The sequence below is a fragment of the Coleofasciculus sp. FACHB-542 genome, from assembly GCF_014695825.1.
GTDB lineage: Bacteria > Cyanobacteriota > Cyanobacteriia > Cyanobacteriales > FACHB-T130 > FACHB-T130.
In genome coordinates, this window is record NZ_JACJPB010000017.1 from 1 (window position 1) to 16,913 (window position 16,913).

The 16,913-nt window shown below is 48.0% G+C and carries 9 protein-coding genes; 8 read left to right on the forward strand and 1 reads right to left on the reverse strand.

The window, feature by feature from the left end; translation table 11 throughout:
* The first annotated feature begins 87 nt into the window (after positions 1-87).
* The 7 genes from H6F52_RS03685 (at position 88) to H6F52_RS03715 (ending at position 10,022) form a co-directional block, all read left to right on the forward strand.
* Positions 88-273, forward strand: a complete 186-nt coding sequence (locus H6F52_RS03685) for a hypothetical protein (RefSeq protein WP_190531972.1) — start codon at positions 88-90, stop codon at positions 271-273.
* A 243-nt stretch (positions 274-516) separates the two neighbouring features.
* Positions 517-1,254 carry a DVUA0089 family protein gene (locus H6F52_RS03690; RefSeq protein ID WP_190531974.1) on the forward strand — a complete coding sequence of 246 codons (738 nt, stop codon included), beginning with the start codon at positions 517-519 and terminating at the stop codon, positions 1,252-1,254.
* Between the two features lie 324 nt (positions 1,255-1,578).
* Positions 1,579-2,898 carry a DUF4331 domain-containing protein gene (locus H6F52_RS03695; RefSeq protein WP_190531976.1) on the forward strand — a complete coding sequence of 440 codons (1,320 nt, stop codon included), beginning with the start codon at positions 1,579-1,581 and terminating at the stop codon, positions 2,896-2,898.
* 192 nt (positions 2,899-3,090) lie between these two features.
* Positions 3,091-4,506, forward strand: coding sequence for a tetratricopeptide repeat protein (locus H6F52_RS03700; protein WP_190531978.1), 1,416 nt, complete (start codon positions 3,091-3,093; stop codon positions 4,504-4,506).
* Complete coding sequence (locus tag H6F52_RS03705; RefSeq protein WP_190531980.1) at positions 4,503-5,933, forward strand: sulfite exporter TauE/SafE family protein; 1,431 nt, start codon at positions 4,503-4,505, stop codon at positions 5,931-5,933. Before H6F52_RS03700 ends, H6F52_RS03705 begins: the two co-directional genes overlap by 4 nt.
* Positions 5,934-6,817: 884 nt before the next feature.
* Positions 6,818-8,152, forward strand: a complete 1,335-nt coding sequence (locus tag H6F52_RS03710) for a hypothetical protein (protein WP_190531982.1) — start codon at positions 6,818-6,820, stop codon at positions 8,150-8,152.
* Positions 8,153-8,297: 145 nt separating this feature from the next.
* On the forward strand, positions 8,298-10,022 hold the full coding sequence (locus tag H6F52_RS03715; protein ID WP_190531984.1) for a hypothetical protein: 1,725 nt from the start codon (positions 8,298-8,300) through the stop codon (positions 10,020-10,022).
* Between the two features lie 111 nt (positions 10,023-10,133).
* On the opposite strand, the gene H6F52_RS03720 is transcribed toward H6F52_RS03715, so the two are convergent.
* Positions 10,134-15,059: a CHAT domain-containing protein gene (locus tag H6F52_RS03720; protein WP_190531986.1), complete on the reverse strand. Its 4,926-nt coding sequence runs from the start codon at positions 15,057-15,059 to the stop codon at positions 10,134-10,136.
* A 1,007-nt stretch (positions 15,060-16,066) separates the two neighbouring features.
* On the opposite strand from H6F52_RS03720, the gene H6F52_RS03725 reads away from it, so the two are divergent.
* On the forward strand, positions 16,067-16,771 hold the full coding sequence (locus tag H6F52_RS03725; protein WP_190531988.1) for a DUF547 domain-containing protein: 705 nt from the start codon (positions 16,067-16,069) through the stop codon (positions 16,769-16,771).
* Positions 16,772-16,913: the final 142 nt, after the last annotated feature.

The following is a 16,913-nucleotide window of genomic DNA, read 5'->3' on the forward strand; positions in this document are numbered from 1 at the left end:
GTGTTTTCTTGTTCGTATGCTTTGACTACTTTTTCTCGAAAGTCGATGGAGTAAGGTTTCATTCTACCTGTTCATGCACTGACCTCAATGTACTCTATATACCTGCAATCTGCTGTAGCAGGGGCGATCGCTCATCGGTGTTATGCAACGGCGGGTGATGTGAGTGTTGCACTTGCGATCGCTTTCTTTTCAATTGGGCAAATGTGTTCCCCATTTTTCACTAATCTTGCTACCCAATTATTTGTTTGTATCTATCACGAGATAGATTTTTAAAGCAAATTTACAGATGAGTCAAGTTACAGGCTCAACAGAAATATCCAAGGCGTTTTTCAGAACCAAGAACAAGAAATGCCTGCTGGATTTTGCTTTTCTTTGACTCGCGCTTCTAGTTTCATTCTCTATCTTGAGACATATATTGAGCTGTAAAACAATCCATAACCAATCCATCGCCGTATCTTTTTTAGTCAAGAAATCAAAAAGGGAATCCTTCCGATTCCACTGAGGTAGAAGCCGCCAATGAAAAAACTAGCGCAGATAACCGCCATATCGGTACTGGTTACAGGGTTATCATCAGCTTATGCCCAAGCTGCCACATTCACAGAGAAAAGTGATGCTGGGAAGACTCTAAATACAGCAAAAATTATCCCATCAGGGTCGCAAATACTAGAGTTTATTACTGGGACACTTTCTGATAATGATGCTGACTTATTCCAAATTTTTCTGACCGGAGGACAGACATTCTCGGCGACAACAATTAACCTAGATACGCTGGTAGGACTCCCAGTTGATAATGTTTTAGGTACCCCGACCGAGCTGCTTGAAGATCCGCAGTTATTCTTGTTTGATGCGGCTGGTAAGGGCATTTATGGGAATGATGATATTCCTGGCTTAAATTCACAATCAGTTTTATCCTCAGGTGGGTTTTCTCCCACTGAATCTGGTATTTACTATTTAGCGATTGCTAGCTCTGGTTACGATCCTGTAAGTGCATCTGGGAAAATTTTCTCGGCTGGAGCGGATGGAGTTCTAGAACCGACGGGTTCGGGTGGAAACCTTTCCTTGAGCGGCTTTACAGGTACGAGCGCTACCAGTGGAAGATACGCGATCGCACTAACCGGAGTTACAACTAGCGCTGAAAGTAGCACTGCAAGCATTCCCGAACCCTCTGGAACATTAGGCATTTTAGCTTTGGGTACTTTAGGGGCAGTTTCTCATGTGAAAAACAATAGAAAAAAACAAAAAATCACTAGCTGAGTTCCCAGCATTTTCTGGTTGGTTATTGAGGAAAGGTGCAATCGTGCCTTTGTTGGTGGGACGCCAATAAACCAACAGGGATTTGTTTTATCACTGTATTTTTGATAATTGCGATTTCCTCAATGCAGAGGTTAGGGAAAGAGCGAAAATCTAGTGGTAATAGAATTGCCAAAACAAGTTAAAGATTGATTTTTAACTTTCGGAAGAATCCATAACTAGCTCTGAGCCGTACTTCTTTTAAGCCTAGCGATTCAAAAGAAGATAAACCTCCCCATTCCGCGCCAATTAAGTGACTGAATGGATACATATTTAGGAAAAACTGAAATGAAGCAAAAAACTTGTGTTCCTGTGAAAGAAACTGCGGCTCCTCTCAACAAAATTGCGACTTCCCCTAAAAAACCTTCGCGTCGCTTTGGTTTAAGAAACCCAATCGGTTTGGGCGTACTTGTTTTAGGATTAGCTTTGATCGCTGGGATGACACCTCTCTATCTCAAAGCTTCTGACCATGATGATGGTGAGGTAGATGCCAAGGGACGCAACCTTAATTTAACTGACCTGTTTGTATTCCGGGAAAAAGATCAGAACCCGAATGCGTCTCAAAACGATCTGGTCTTGATTATGAATACGAACCCGCGATCGCTAGCGCGTCAGCAGTATTACTTCAGTACCAGAGCGAAGTACGAGTTCAAAGTGTCGCGGGTGAATAATAATGATGCCACTCCCACGGGTAAGGAAGATGTGGTTCTGCAATTCACCTTTAGCCCACCGGATGCAAATCGCCAACAAACCATTACGATGACCGCCATCCGGGACGGTGCAATTGTTCTCCAAACCAAGAACCTCCGCACCACGCCGCTAAATCCTAACCCCAGTGCGCCGCCAATTGTTAATCAGGTATCCGGCGGTGGCGCTAACTTAGCCGTATTTGCTGGACTGCGGGAAGATCCATTCTTCTTCGACGTTGAGCAATATTTCCGGGTTCGCGCTGCTTTTCTTGGCATCGGTCCCGCAGTTTCTGGGTTCCGTCCACCCGAACAAGCTATTGATTTTACCAAAGGATACAACGTCAACGCGATCGCAGTCCGAGTACCGATTAAATTCTTACAAGGCTCGACCTCCGCAACGACTTTTGATGTCTGGGAAACAATTTCAGTGCCCGGAGCAAACGGCAAATTTACTCAGTTTGAGCGACTAGCTCGACCGGCGATCAACGAGGGTCTAGTCGTCACAAACGACTTCCTGAACGCCCTAAACACCGTCAGTCCTGGTTTTGAAGCTGCTGCTTTGGCGGGTCAACAACCGGCTGCGAATATCGCAGGGCCAATCGTCGGGGAAGCGAAAAAGACGCTGCTAGCTTTTGGGAATACCGAGCAACGAGCGAACGCCTTGTTGGGTGCCTTTTTGCCAGACGTGATGCGAATCGACACCAGGGGACCCAGCGGATACGCCAACGCCCTGAATGCCAAAGGTAGTCCGATTCGGGGTCGCTTGATAAAAGATGATGTCATCGACATCACCTTAAGTGTCGTCACCGAGGGGAAGGTTACGAGTGATAACGTGTCCTACGACGGCGCACCTGGTAATCCAGCACAAGGACACAAGCCGTTACAACCCGCATTCCCCTATTTGGCTTTACCCAACTAGGTCAGGAGTGATGAACTGCGTACATTATCAGTGATGAAAATCTAACCTCCTTCTCACCTCTCCCTAACCCTCTCCCAAGAGGAGAGGGAAGCCCAATCAATCTTTTTTACGGGGGAGGGGGAATCACTGAAAACCCGTCCCCTACTAAGGGATGGGTTAGGGGAGAGGTTAACCGAGCTTAGAGACAGAAGCATGAAACGTGCTGAGTATTACAAATCCGAAAACTTGAAAGGTGGGTTGAGTGGGCATCTTGTGCTGAAGCGTTGGTGGATACCGCTCTTAGTGGCGCTACCGATTGCCGGAGTTTTGGTAGGCTGGCGTTTGTGGAATCCCAGTGCTGAACTCGACGCTCCTTATCGTTATCCCTTTTCTCAGTCACCCTCAGACAATATCACCACTGCTTTGGGACGGGAAATCGCTTTCTATCAGGAACGGATTCGGCGAAATCCAGGGGACGGATTAGATCGAACCGCCTTAGCCAAAGCCTATCTGAAGATGGCTCGGGCGACGGGGGATGCTAATTGGTATCTCATGGCGGAGCAGTCGGCAAAGCGATCGCTCGCTAATTTATCCTTTGATAATCAAGGTGCCATTTTGGTGCTGGCTCGGATTGCGGAAGCGAAACATGACTTCACCGAAGCGATTCGCTTGGCAAAACAGGTACTGCAAGCCGAGTCTGGAAATGAAGATGCGCTCTCGGTTCTGGTTACGTCAAACTTGGCAATGGGCAAGGTGGATGAAGCCAACCGCGTCGCCAATACTTTAGTAGATAAAATCCCCACGTTAGGCTCCTTGACACTTAGGGCTTTGGTAAAAGTTGCACAAGGTCAAGATGCAGCAGCCATTCAAGATTTCCAGCAAGCTCTAGCAGCCGAAGAACCAGGCGAGACAGGCAGTTCGGCTTGGACGCGGACGTTGCTGGGTCGGTTTTACTTCCAGCGAGGCAACCATCAACTTGCCAAAGAACTTTACCAGGAAGTTTTACGCATCCTGCCGCGATATCCCTTGGCTTTAGTCAATCTGGCAGAATTAGAGACTCGACTCGGACAGTATCGAGCAGCGGAGCGTCATTACTCCCAGGTCTTCGTTTCCCCAACCTACCAGAATGTATTCGATCACGTTGCCTTGCAGGGCATGGCACGGGTGAAGCATTTGCAGGGCGACGAGTCAGGCGCTCAGGAGTTATGGGGCAAAGCCGAAGCGTTAATCCGCCAGCATCAAAATATCACTTCTTTTGGGCACCGGCGCGAACTGGCACGCCTGTTACTGGAACGGGGGCGTTCCGAGGACTTGCCTGAAGCGCTTTCCCTAATGCAGGCAGAAGTCGCTATCCGCCGCGATGCCGAGACACTGGATACTCTAGCTTGGGCGCTTTGCCGTTCGGAACGCTGGCGGGAAGCTCAGCAAGTTGTTACTGAGGCTTTAGGGCGAGGCACTCGTGATGCGGGAATTTTTGCTCGCGCAGGCACGATTGAGCAGGCATTGGGGAATCGCGCTGAGGCGATCGCTTATTTCCAAAAAGCTGAAGAAATCGACCCGACTTTTGACGAACAGACACAGCGATCGCAAAGACTTAACTCAAATTCTGCAATCGAGGTGAATCAATGAACGCAAAGTGGCATCGATACGGCACGCTGAGCCTGCTGTCGTTTTTGGGAGCGATATTATTTTGGTTCGCTGCTGCTACCCCCAGTTACTCTCACTGGGCTGATTTGTCAGTAGCGGAGATTATGGTGGGCGAGACTGAAACTCAAATGACACTCACCTTTCCCACAGGGTTGATGGCATTTGCAGATGACAACCAGGATAGTCAGGTGTCACCCGATGAAGTCCGCACTCATCAAACTCAGTTGCAGACATTCTTAAGCGATCGCATCCGCCTCAGCGATAACCAGAAGCAAAAAGCTACCCTAACCATTAACGCATCAGAGACCAGCGCCCTACCGCCAAACTTGAAAGTTACCACGGGCACCCACAGCAGCTTACAGCTCACCTACAACTGGTCTCAGCCGGTTCAAGGACTCCAGATCCACTACAATCTATTTCTGCCTGGAGTGCCAACCGCCACTTGCCTTGCAACGATTCTGCATTCCGGACAGGTGCAAAACTTTATCTTCAGCCCCAAAAACCAGACATTTTCATTAATGCCGCCTGGGTTGGCGTGGCTTAACGGGGGAAGCTTGCTGATTGCGATCGCTGGCTCATTTGCGTGGGGTGCAATGCACGCCCTCTCTCCCGGTCACGGCAAGACGATTGTGGGAGCGTACTTGGTGGGTTCCCATGCTACCCCCAAACACGCCCTATTTTTAGGGCTGGCGACGACAATCGCCCATACTACCGGCGTGTTTGCCTTGGGAGCGATCGCGCTGTTCGCCTCACAGTACATCCTGCCCGATCAGTTATATCCCTGGCTCAGTGTCCTCTCCGGTTTGATGGTGGTGGCGATCGGTCTCAACTTGTTCATCAACCGCCTGCGGAGTCATAAAAGCGGCAAATCAGCGACTGCACATCAGCATCTTAGCTTTTCAGCTTCCCAGCGCCATTCCCACAGTCATCACACCCACGACGATTCTCATTACCACCAACCTCATCACCACGATCATCACCACGACGATTCTCATCACCACGATCACCCTCACGAACCTCATCACCACGGCGAACATTCCCACCACGACCACTCGCACTTACCCCCAGGCGCGGATGGATCGCCCGTTACCTGGCGTAACCTGCTTGCCCTAGGTATTTCAGGCGGTTTGGTGCCGTGTCCTTCAGCCTTGGTTTTGCTGCTAAGCGCGATCGCACTAGGACGGATCGGCCTTGGACTGATGTTGGTGTTGACATTTAGTTTAGGACTCGCAGGCGTGCTAACTGGGTTGGGATTGCTACTCGTTTACAGCAAGTGCTTCTTCGATCGGCTACCGATTCAGATGCGGATTGTGAGGATTTTGCCTGCCGTAAGTGCATTATTCATTGCCCTCCTGGGTGTAGGCATCACCACCCAAGCCTTGATGCAAACTGGGTTGGTTCGGCTATAAAGCGTGGCGTGTTAGCGATCGCTCCTATTGCATCGCTTGCCGAACCCGTTCTCTACAAAACTGACATTTATCCCGCTAAGTAGGTATGGCGATCTAAATTGAATTATGAAATATTGGCAACAGTAATGAGTGAGTTCCAATTTCCCATTGACCAAAGTTTTTTAGCCGTTTTTAATCTAAGATTTCACCCATCAAATCAACCATTAAAACTTAAGAAAACCCAATGTTCAGATGCTTTCGTTTAACAGCTACCGTATCTACTGCTCTCATTTCATTGTTTCCTGGTATAGCTTTTAGCCTCCCTTTACAGGCAGATTCTCCCTATCCAGTCGTGCCAGCTTCAAATATAGATATTCCGGTTTGCTATCTACAAACTGAAGATGGTAGAACGGTGGATCTCGGTAAATTATGCATTCAAGCCCCGAAAAATTCTAATGCTCCTTTAAGTAGTAATTTCGGGGCGGGAAATTGCTACTTTGTGGATTCGGCTGGCAAACCCTGTAGAGCTTCTTCAGCCAGTAACCCTCAGCAGTAACCGTCAAGAACTTGAATTGTTGAATAATACCAATTCACTGCTTTGATGCCACATTTACGAGTCCCCAATCCGGTTAAAAAGGGGGCAATATATGGATATGTGTCAGACATAAACTAACGACATAGGTTAGCGATACGACGTTCTTGCTGAGTCACCTGCCCTGAGCGGAGGTGGTTTGGGGCAAGCCGCACTATCAGTCAGTTGAAAAACCACTTTCCTAGTGAACTGACCCTAACTGAAATAGGTACTACCTGAGCAAGGCTTTGCAAAGTTTTTTTACAAGCGGTGTTCGTTCTTGGCTATTGACATCAAGCTTTGGATAGAAATATTTGATGAATGGAATTTATAGATGCCAATCGAAACAGTAGCCGGAACTTCTTTAAAGTATTACCTGCTATCCTTTGATGCCACAGGCAAAGAACGCGATGAATCTGGCGGGTTAATGAGCCAAAAAATCTTGGAAGCGCTGGCTAGCGAACCAATCACAGATGTATTCATCATGAGCCACGGGTGGTTGGGTGACATTCCCGCAGCGCGATCTCAGTACAACGGCTGGATTGGCGCAATGGCAGGGCAAACGGCTGATATTGAAAAAATCAAACAGGCGCGACCGGAATTTCGTCCCTTACTCATCGGACTGCACTGGCCCAGCAAGCCTTGGGGTGATGAAGAATTGACAAGTTCTTCGGTGTCCTTTGACGTGAACGACGAAGATCCAGTTGATCGGTTAGTCGATGAGTATGCCGATCGCATTGCCAACACTGAGGAAGCGCGGCAAGCCCTACAAATAATTCTCAGGTCGGCGATGGAAGACAGCGCACCCGATACCTTACCGCCAGAGGTACTGAGCGCCTACCAAGTGTTGAACCAAGAGGCTGGTTTGGGTAGCGAAGGTGAGGGTGGGGCACCAGGTTCGGATTGGGAAGGTTTCGATCCAGAAGCCATCTATGAAGCGAGTAAAGATGAACCAGTAAGTTTCAGCATCGACAGTAGTTCGGTCTTGGATAAGGTTTTAAACCCCCTGAGGTTACTGTCTTATTGGAAAATGAAAGATCGCGCTCGCCAAATCGGTGAAAGCGCCGGGTTCAACTTGTTAAAAGCACTTCAAGAGAAGGCTGCTCCAACTGTGAGGTTCCACCTGATGGGTCACAGCTTTGGATGCGTTGTTGTCTCTGCCATCCTGAACGGTTCGCAAGGAAAGGGCACGTTAGTCCGCCCAGTGGATTCTTTAGTGTTGGTACAAGGAGCTGTATCGCTCTGGTCTTACTGTTCAAAGATTTCATACGAACGCAATCATCCTGGTTACTTTCACTCAATCATCGCTCAAGGTAAAGTCGCTGGTCCGATCGTTACGACCCAATCTGAGTTCGACTATGCGGTCGGCAAGATGTACCCCCTAGCTGGAAAGATTGTCTTTAGTAGTGTGGACTTTGCCCCCGGTCAATTGCCTAAATATGGCGGAATTGGCAGCTTTGGTCTAGGCGGCGATGACCTGGGAGCGGAAAACACGGATATGCTCCCCTGCGATGCCTCTTATGATTTTAAACCGGGCAAAATCTACAACCTAGAAAGCGGCAAGTTTATTTGTAACGTAGAGCTGGGAGGACCAACCAGCGGTGCCCATTGCGACATTGCTAAGCCGGAAGTCGCTCATGCCGTATGGTCGGCAGCTTATGCCGTGTAGCCGCTAGGGTTAGAACAAATTTATTTGCCTGCGAGAACGGATAGAAACTCAGAAAGTCCCTGTTTTAAAGGTTTTTGGGGTTTTTATCTGTTTGACTCAAAAATTAAATTGTTATTATTCGCCCAACCAATCAGGAACCAAAGAGATGTCCGAAGACCTGCTATTCTTCAATGGAATTGATGGAGCAAGCGGCGATTATTTGCTACCTCCTTTGAGCGCAGAGCAAGTATCTAAGATTGCCCAAGGTGAAGAATTCGATCCAGAACAATTAGAAGATATCCAGTTCAAAAAGCGACAAAAAGAAGAGCCTGACTTTGCTCCTATAGAGGGAGTAGACCCCAAAAACCTCGCAGAAACAGGTTGGGGAGTAATCTTCGCTTACGATGCCGATCCGGCAATCCGAGAGGCACTTAGCGAGCTGCTAGATCATCGCAAAAACCAAGCAACTCAGCAGCACGAGCATTACTACCAGGAATATAGCGGTGCTAAAGGTTATCGTTACGACAAAGCAAAAAATCAGTACGAGTCAAAAAATAAGTTTCTGTCGCGTCAGGGAGTAGGGCCAGGTCCTGCCGATCCAGATAAAATGCCTTACTACCTGATGATTGTCGGAGATCCAGTAACAATTCCCTATCGGTTTCAGTCTCAGCTTAGCGTTCAGTACGCTGTAGGTCGCATTTATTTTGATACGCCACAGGAGTACGCGCAGTACGCTCGCAGCGTAGTAGAAGCAGAAACTAGCAATCTATCCCTATCCCCTAGTGCTGCCTTTTTCGGTGTGTGCAACCCAGGAGATGCTGCCACTAATCTCAGCACTCAAGACCTAATTCAGCCGTTATCTGAATGGGTTGTTGAGGAACATTCCAACTGGGATGTGAAAACGATTATAAAAGAAGAAGCAACCAAAGCGCGTCTGGGACATCTGCTAGGAGGCAGCGAAACGCCTAGTTTGCTGTTCACTGCCAGTCACGGTATGGGTTTTCCCAACGGCGATCCGCGACAGATACCCCACCAAGGCGCATTGCTGTGCCAAGACTGGCCGGGTCGTGAATGGGGACGAAAACCGATTCCGGAAGATTTTTACTTTTCTGGGGATGATATTAGCGAACAAGCACGGCTGTTAGGGATGATTGCTTTTCACTTTGCCTGCTATGGTGCTGGTTGCCCCCAAAAGGATGAATTCGACGGTCACTCTAAATTTCTTTCCGAACGACCAGACATTGCGCCGTACCCGTTTCTTGCCCGCTTGCCGCAGAAACTCCTAAGCCATCCCAAGGGAGGTGCCCTGGCTGTCATCGGTCATGTCGATCGAGCGTGGGGTTGTTCTTTCTCTAGTTCAGATATTCGCGGTTCTAGTGCAGATCGCAGGCAGATAGCAGTTTTTCAAAGTAGCGTGAAGCGCCTGTTGGAAGGTCATCCAGTCGGATCGGCAGTGGAGTATTTTGATGAGCGCTATGCGGAAATCTCCTCCGACCTCAGCTCTGAGCTAGAAGAGATTAAGTTTGGTGCGGTTCCCAATAATCAGAGTTTAGCTGGGATGTGGACGGCTAACAATGACGCCCGCAACTATGCGATTATTGGCGACCCCGCAGTCCGCCTCGTGGTCAGTAGTAGTAAAGATGCGATCGCCGAGCGCCCTACGATTGAAACTGTGCATTTGCCTTCTAATCTGGCACAGGGTTCGGCTCAGGAAACTCCAGAGCAAGTGCCTGATGAAGCTGCCCTGAAGCAAGTTCAGACGCAACTCATCTCATCATTAGAGCAATTTGTCAATACCGTACAAAAAGCTCCGGCTGACAGTGCAGAAAGCTTGCAAACAGCAACATCAATCGCCACCAATCTCTTGAATGTTTTGAAGGGATTGAGTTAATAGCGATCGCACCTAAGTAAACTGCGGCGCGGACTTTGACCGCGCCGCTTTCAGGTTGTTAGGGGGCGATCGCAACAGCGGAGTTGCGTCCTCGTTTTGCTCTAACGCTCCCTACTTTTTTGGTGAACTACTAGCAGTGCTAATACCATCACAAAGCTGGGGATCTCTCTCACTGATATCTGCTCTGGAGTCCTTCAGATAGCCGCGCACCCGATCGCAGTTCATTGCTAGAAGTTCATCCAGTTCTTGTCTAATTTTATACAGGCGAACAGTGCCGTCCCCTCCACTGCTAGCTAGTTTCTCGCCATCTGGACTGAACGCTACACTATAAACAACGCCGGAATGTCCCTGGAATTTGGCTAACTCCTGACCTGTGATGCTCCACAGGCGGACAGTGCTGTCAAATCCTCCAGTGGCTATAAGCTGACCATCCCGGCTAATTGCCACACTTGATATTCTGCCTTTATTGGGAAAGTTGTGCTTTAATTGCCGACCTTTAGTGTCCCACACCTGGATGATGCCGTCGCCTTCATTTACAACAGCAACTAGAAATTGACCATCCCCACTGAACGCCATACGATACACCTTATCCGAGGCTTTGACCAACTGCTGGCCTTTGGTATCCGCAGACCAGACGATGGGGGGGCTATTATCGTTAGTGTTAGTGCTACGAACAGTCAACTGCTGACCATCTGGGCTGATGGCTTCAATTGTTTTTATTTTAGATATTTCCTCTCGATCCCCTTGGAGTTTGACCAACTGCTTGTCTTGAGTGTCCCCAAGCCAGACGCTGACAGTACGGTCTTCGTCATTAGTATCAGTGCTACGAACAGCTAAGTACCGACCATTCGGACTGAATACCACCTGTTGGACGGTGCCTTGATCCCCTTGGAGTTTGAGCGAATGCTTCTTGCCTTTGTTGTTCCACAAGCTGATGATGCCATCATTTGTATTTGTAGTAGTGGCGATTAATATCTGATCATCTGGGGGATTATCTGGGCTGAATGCTACTCCCTTAACCTTGCCTTGAAGCCCTTCGGGTAAAGGTAAATCTTTACCTTGAGCATCATCCCACAAGCGGGCGGCGGACTGCTCATCCGTAAAAGTTTGACCGGCTAGACGCTGACTATCTGGGCTGAATTCTAGCTCACCAATAAGTGAACCCTCAGTCCGGATTACCTTCAACGGCTGCCCAGAGATGTCCCACATACGGACGGTTCTATCATCACTGGTGACCAAAAGCTGACGATCCCGGCTGAACGCCATGCCGCTGAGGCTGTCTTGTCCTTGGAGTTTATCCAACGTCTGGCCTTTGGTGTCCCGCAACCAGATGGTGCCGTTTACTTCCCTGAAGACCAGGATCTGGCTATCTGGACTGAATTTCACGCTATCAAACTCGGTGTTCCCTGATGAATTGATTTCTGCGCTCCATTCCCTATTTTCGGTGTTCCATAGGAGGAAGGTGTTGCTGTTTTCCCCTTTGACGGCCAATATCTGGCTATCCGGGCTGATCTGCACGCTGGAAGCCTTTTGGGGGAGTGTGTACAGCTCCTTGGTTTTGGAATCCAGCACATCGACAGTGTTGTCATTTCGAGTGATGACCCAGAACCGGCCATTTGGGCTGAACTGTGCGTTCTGGTACCCGGATTTATTAGATTCATCATTAGGCGGGAATTTGAATTTGTTCGGCAACCTCTTGGTTTTGGTATTCCACAGGTAGGCAAAGCCTTCTTCCGCGTTAGAGGCGCTCAGGAGCTGGCTATCTGCACTGAACCTCGGTTCCGAGAAGCCCTTAGCCTCGCTCCCTGGGAGTTCCTCCTGCTTCTTGGTTTTGGTATCCGACAGGTAAATTTTGCCTGCCGGATAACCAATGAGGGCGAGCTTCTGTCCATCGGGACTAAGCTGTACGTGAGGATAATACAGTGAATCGGATTTCTCCTCAGTCTTTTTTAGAGAATTGTCCATCGGGATATTTTCCCACTTCTGGGTTTTGGCATCTTCCAAGCTGATTGTGCCTTGATTATCAGCAATAACCAGCCGACCTTCTGAGGTAAACGCCATAGTCTCGACCGAAGATAGATTAGTTTGTAAGCGGTTAACTTCCTGTCCTGCATAAACTGTGCTGGTCAACTTACCTAACACTTGATCCTTTAACTGAGCATCCGGCCACAGTTTTTGCCAGAATGACTGCTTGAGTTGTGTCCCAGCTCGTAAACTGCCTATCCTTGCATCTATTGCTTGATGAGTGACCAAGCCAGTCTCAGCGGATTGTAGAAGAGCCTGAATTCGCTCCATTTCTGCTTCCCTCCACTTACTTCCAGCAAAGATGGCAAATCCACCCAAGACAAAAGCGGCGCTTGCAGTCGCCATGAGCAGACGCTGTTTGCGTTGTTCCTCTTGCTTGCGGATGCGATCGCGCAACTGGACACAAGCTAAAACATATTCCTCCTCAAGTTGATTGAGATGCACAAATTTGGGGTGCTTCCACAACACCTCCGCATCTTCTAATCGTCCCCCCTGATGGATCAGATAAGTGTGTTGACCTGGTTGCTTTTGGTGCGGCTGCCACTCCTCTGCTGCCTGACGTATGTTTTCTCGCAGTTGCAAGTCAGTGCGGTTCTGACTCAACCACTCCTGCAACCTTGGCCAATAGCGGATTAAAGCTTCATGGGCGACTTCTACTTCTTCCTTCCCGGTAGTTTGGTTCCAACTGGTGACGACTAGCCGTACCCCTTCACCAGCTAGCTGCTGCACCAACATCCTAGTCTCTGCCATGTTGCTTCCGCTGGGCACCAGATCCTCTAACTCTACTCGCTGGCGGGTGTCGCGCCGTTTCTCTACCTGGATGGCATTCTTATCCAAGCGAGTTAAGCGCAAGAAAATATTCTGGATTTGCTCTTGTTGCTTAGCTGGTAGGCTAGTGTAAAAAGCATCAGCAGTTTTAGCGATCGCCTTCTGGACTTTACCAATCGCTTCGTACTCCTTATTGCACAGCCAGCGTCCGCACCGTCGCTTCCACAGCTCCTGCAACGCATATTGCAGCAGTGGCATTGCGCCTGGCTCCCCCTGCACGTCATTGAGAACTAAGAGGCTTAAACCCGTTTCAAAGCGCAATCCTCCCCTATCTGCCTGCATCTTCATCGCTGTAATTAGTTCGGCAGGTTCCATTGGTCCCACCAATTTTTGTCGGGTTTCAATCCGCTTTCGCAGTTCGGGGTAGAAGGTACACTCTCCTAAAAAGTCGGCCCGCATTGTTATGACAACTTTCCGCCGCTCGGCAAGGTGTAACAACTTGCCAATAAATTTTTGCCGATTGTCTTTATCCTCGCAGAGGGTGAACAGTTCCTCAAATTGGTCTACCACCAGTACCGAATGCTGTTCCGAGACCTTTAACAGGATTTCTAATTGTTTCAGCGGCTCGTTGCTCGGTGTGATACGAACCGACTGTAGGCTTGGCTCCTGCTCTTTAAGCTTAGGAATCAGCCCAGCTAGCACTACGGATGATTTGCCGCTGCCCGAAGCACCGATAACCGCTAAGAAATTATCCTTCGCCAGTTCCTTTTGTAAGTCTCTAATCAGCTCATCGCGCCCAAAAAAGAACTTATGGTATTGTTCCTCAGCAAAGGAAGAGAGACCCGGAAAAGGACACTCAGCCTTGTATTGTGGTGGTTCCTTGCCCAAAGCTGCCAGAGCATCAAAGCTAATTTCCAGAACTTGATCGCACAGGTTATCGATCTCTAGTATTGCCTTCTGGCGCTGTTCACGCGCTATGCGTGACTCGGCTCCTTGGGTATCATTGAGGATCTCTACCTGCGTTTTAAAGCTCTCATTGAGTACAGAGGCATTAGGGGCGCGTTCTGCCAGGAGTTTGCTTAGCTTTTCAATGCCATACTCGATTTCCTCGTCAGTTAAATCCCGAGCGTCAAGGCGATCGCTAAATAAGGGACGCCCACCCAAGCGGCTAAACAGGGCCGGAACAGCAATATCGTGGCGCTTTCCCAGTCCGGCTGTTGCCTCTTGTAGCGCCGTATCTACCTCTCCAGACTCTCTCAGCCGTCGATAAAAGCTCTGTCCTAGAGCTAAGCCTGTCTCTACGCTCACTTTGCGAGTCATCGCTACTACAGCAGGCATCCCCAAATGTCTAACCAATCTTTGCCCTAATCCACCTAATCCTGCTTCTGCTCTGGGGTCGGCACTTTCGCAAGTGCAGAGAAAGGCAAAGTGAGGTAAACTCCTCTGATGATTACCGATGTTCTTCAGCTCTTTGACTAATTGTTCTCCCGTAACTGACTCAACTTGGTTATCGGCTTCTGCCCAGTACAGAACAGTATCTCCGTCATCCAGCAGCTTGCCGTGGGCGACAAAGTGCAGCAAGGTGTATGGCTTCTTAGAGTTAGTCAGTTGCTTAGACAGTTCTTTTAGCGTTGGCGGTCCGATAGCACCTGCAACATCATTTGCCAAAATTTCGTAAGGAATATCACCAAGCGCTTCCTTGACTCCAGATAAGACATCTTCAACATCAAAAGGTGCTAATTGAAACTTACCGATATTAGAGGGACTCGCTACCAGCACCAGTGCCCGCAAGTCCCGCCGCCCAATCGGGGGAAAGCAGCGATCGATAATAGTGGGAATGTACAGGGAAAAGGGAACGCGCTGGTCGCGGGCTAAAAGATCCCAATCCTCGTCGGCATCAATCGGAGCACACAGCCTTTCCCAATGCAAGGTCTTCACTTCGTCGTTGTCAGCCGCTTCAATCGATAGCAAAATTCGCAGGCGACAGTCCTGACTGCTCTTGGATAGGGCACGAACAAAGGTGTCATAGACAGCCCCTCGAAACAGGGCTTTGCCTAGTAGGGTGCCGTATTTCCTCTCGTTTTCTTGCTGTTGAGTGAGTTCGTTAAAGTCATCCTGACTTAGCTCAAGAGTCTCTTTTGAATGGATGGTTAGTCCATCCGGTTGCTTACACCTGACAACAATAGGCCAGCTACTATCGCCGGATTTGCTCTGGATGGTAATCTCGAACTCAAAGACATTCATGCATTTTTTCCTTTGATTATTTCTCGCTCTCCAGATGCCGGATAACGAATTATTTGTCGTTATTATGAGACGTTATTATGAGCCTATAAGTACAGTGATTAGTTCTTTTGTGTCACACTAGGTAGAAGAAAAATAATATAGCCGTTCTCGCTTATGTACGGTAAAGTTTTGCTCTCTCTTTAAAATCAGAGAGAGGCTTTGAAATTAGCCCTTTTCTCGATTCTGGGAACTCTGTTAGAAGTTAGGTCTTGACTGTACTTGATTCAACCGAGAAGCACTATAAGGTTTTTTTGTCCCTTGCAGCAGAGCAAATTTTGAACCCCTTACAAGGAGGTACTTTTACTGTTCGATAGCTTAACCCATGTTTTTATCAGTTTTTTATCGCTTAAATAATTGTTAATAATAAAACTTATTGTTTAACTATGATTTCTATTTTTATAGATTAATTACCAAAAATAAAGGGTTTAACACTTAAGCTATTGTTAAATATCAAACCAAAAAAGGTTTTTTTTAAACTTAAATAAGTCGAAGAAATGTTTATTATGCGGCTATAATCCGAGTAATAAGCATATAGATAAAAGCCTCCGATGTTTCGAGCAGTTCTTTAATGATCGCCAGATAAACACACGTTAAATTGCGCTTAATATGCGTTAGTTATTCACGTGTGCGTGGTGTTAATGTTTGCAATTTCAGCTTCTGCTTTGTGAAATTTTTTCCAACTAACCATACCTTTCAAAACATCCTCTAAAAGAAGAGGAAAGGTTAGTTGTTCTTCCTTCACTTATAGGGAACCACACATCTTGCATCAGTTGCAATACCGCCAGAGATTAAAATCCCTGGCTAATAGCCAAATTCCTTTTGCATAGGAATCTCATACTGACTAGATAAAGATTTCAGTCCATTAAAAAAAACTTTGGGTATAAGCTGTAGAAATTTATTTCTTGGCGGGTTTTGGGAGTAACTCTAATATGGGGTTAGATTTGTCCGCTCGGAGAAAGTATTGAGCTATGATCGACTTTACAGTTTGGGATGAGTTACTGCGCCGATACGTCGATCTAGAAGGTCGCGTCGATTATCATGCTTGGTCTTCAGAGCGATCGCAAGCGCTTTCACAATGGCTGACTTCCTTGCACCAAGTAGATTTGGGGGATTATCCCAACCCAGATGAACGGTTGGCGCTGTGGCTGAATTTATATAATGCGATCGCGATCAATCAAGTTCTAGAACGCTATCCCATCCCCTCCATCCGACCGAAGATTTTAGGAATTCCCAACTGGATTGCCTTCCTGTTGTTCTTTATCCGTCCCGTCTATTCCTTTGCAGGTAAGCGCTACAGCCTCAATCAAATCGAACATGACATTCTCCGGCGCGAATTTGACGAACCCCTCATCCACTTCGCCCTTGTTTGTGCATCCATCGGTTGTCCGTTGTTGCGAAACGGTGCATACTTTCCGGAATCGGTGCGGACTCAGTTAGAGGATGACGCCAGCCGTTTTATCAATAATCCCGATAAAGTTCGCTACGATTTCCAAACGGGAACGCTTTACTGTAGCAAAATTTTCAAGTGGTACAAGAGCGATTTACTGAAAGTCGCACCTTCAATTCCTGAATACATCCGCTTGTATTTAAAAACCGACGTGCCTCTTGACGCTTCAACGCCGATTTCCTATCTCTATTACGACTGGAATCTGAATGAAAAAAAGAGTTATTAGTTGTTAGTTGAGCGACAGCAGATGCACTTTGATATCAAATTCAGTAATTACCCACTCCCCGGAATCCCACCCCGCCAACGCCTGCGGCTCTGGCTCCCCTCCCCGCAAGCGGGGAGGGGCTGGGGGGTGGGGTTCTTTTATT

What these genes read in the sequence shown, in the direction of transcription:
- H6F52_RS03705 (WP_190531980.1), top strand. Translation starts at nt 4,503, where the DNA reads ATGAACGCAAAGTGGCATCGATACGGCACGCTGAGCCTGCTGTCGTTT.
- H6F52_RS03725 (WP_190531988.1), top strand. Translation starts at nt 16,067, where the DNA reads ATGATCGACTTTACAGTTTGGGATGAGTTACTGCGCCGATACGTCGAT.
- H6F52_RS03720 (WP_190531986.1), bottom strand. Translation starts at nt 15,059, where the DNA reads ATGAATGTCTTTGAGTTCGAGATTACCATCCAGAGCAAATCCGGCGAT.
- H6F52_RS03715 (WP_190531984.1), top strand. Translation starts at nt 8,298, where the DNA reads ATGTCCGAAGACCTGCTATTCTTCAATGGAATTGATGGAGCAAGCGGC.
- H6F52_RS03695 (WP_190531976.1), top strand. Translation starts at nt 1,579, where the DNA reads ATGAAGCAAAAAACTTGTGTTCCTGTGAAAGAAACTGCGGCTCCTCTC.
- H6F52_RS03700 (WP_190531978.1), top strand. Translation starts at nt 3,091, where the DNA reads ATGAAACGTGCTGAGTATTACAAATCCGAAAACTTGAAAGGTGGGTTG.
- H6F52_RS03690 (WP_190531974.1), top strand. Translation starts at nt 517, where the DNA reads ATGAAAAAACTAGCGCAGATAACCGCCATATCGGTACTGGTTACAGGG.
- H6F52_RS03710 (WP_190531982.1), top strand. Translation starts at nt 6,818, where the DNA reads ATGCCAATCGAAACAGTAGCCGGAACTTCTTTAAAGTATTACCTGCTA.
- H6F52_RS03685 (WP_190531972.1), top strand. Translation starts at nt 88, where the DNA reads ATGTACTCTATATACCTGCAATCTGCTGTAGCAGGGGCGATCGCTCAT.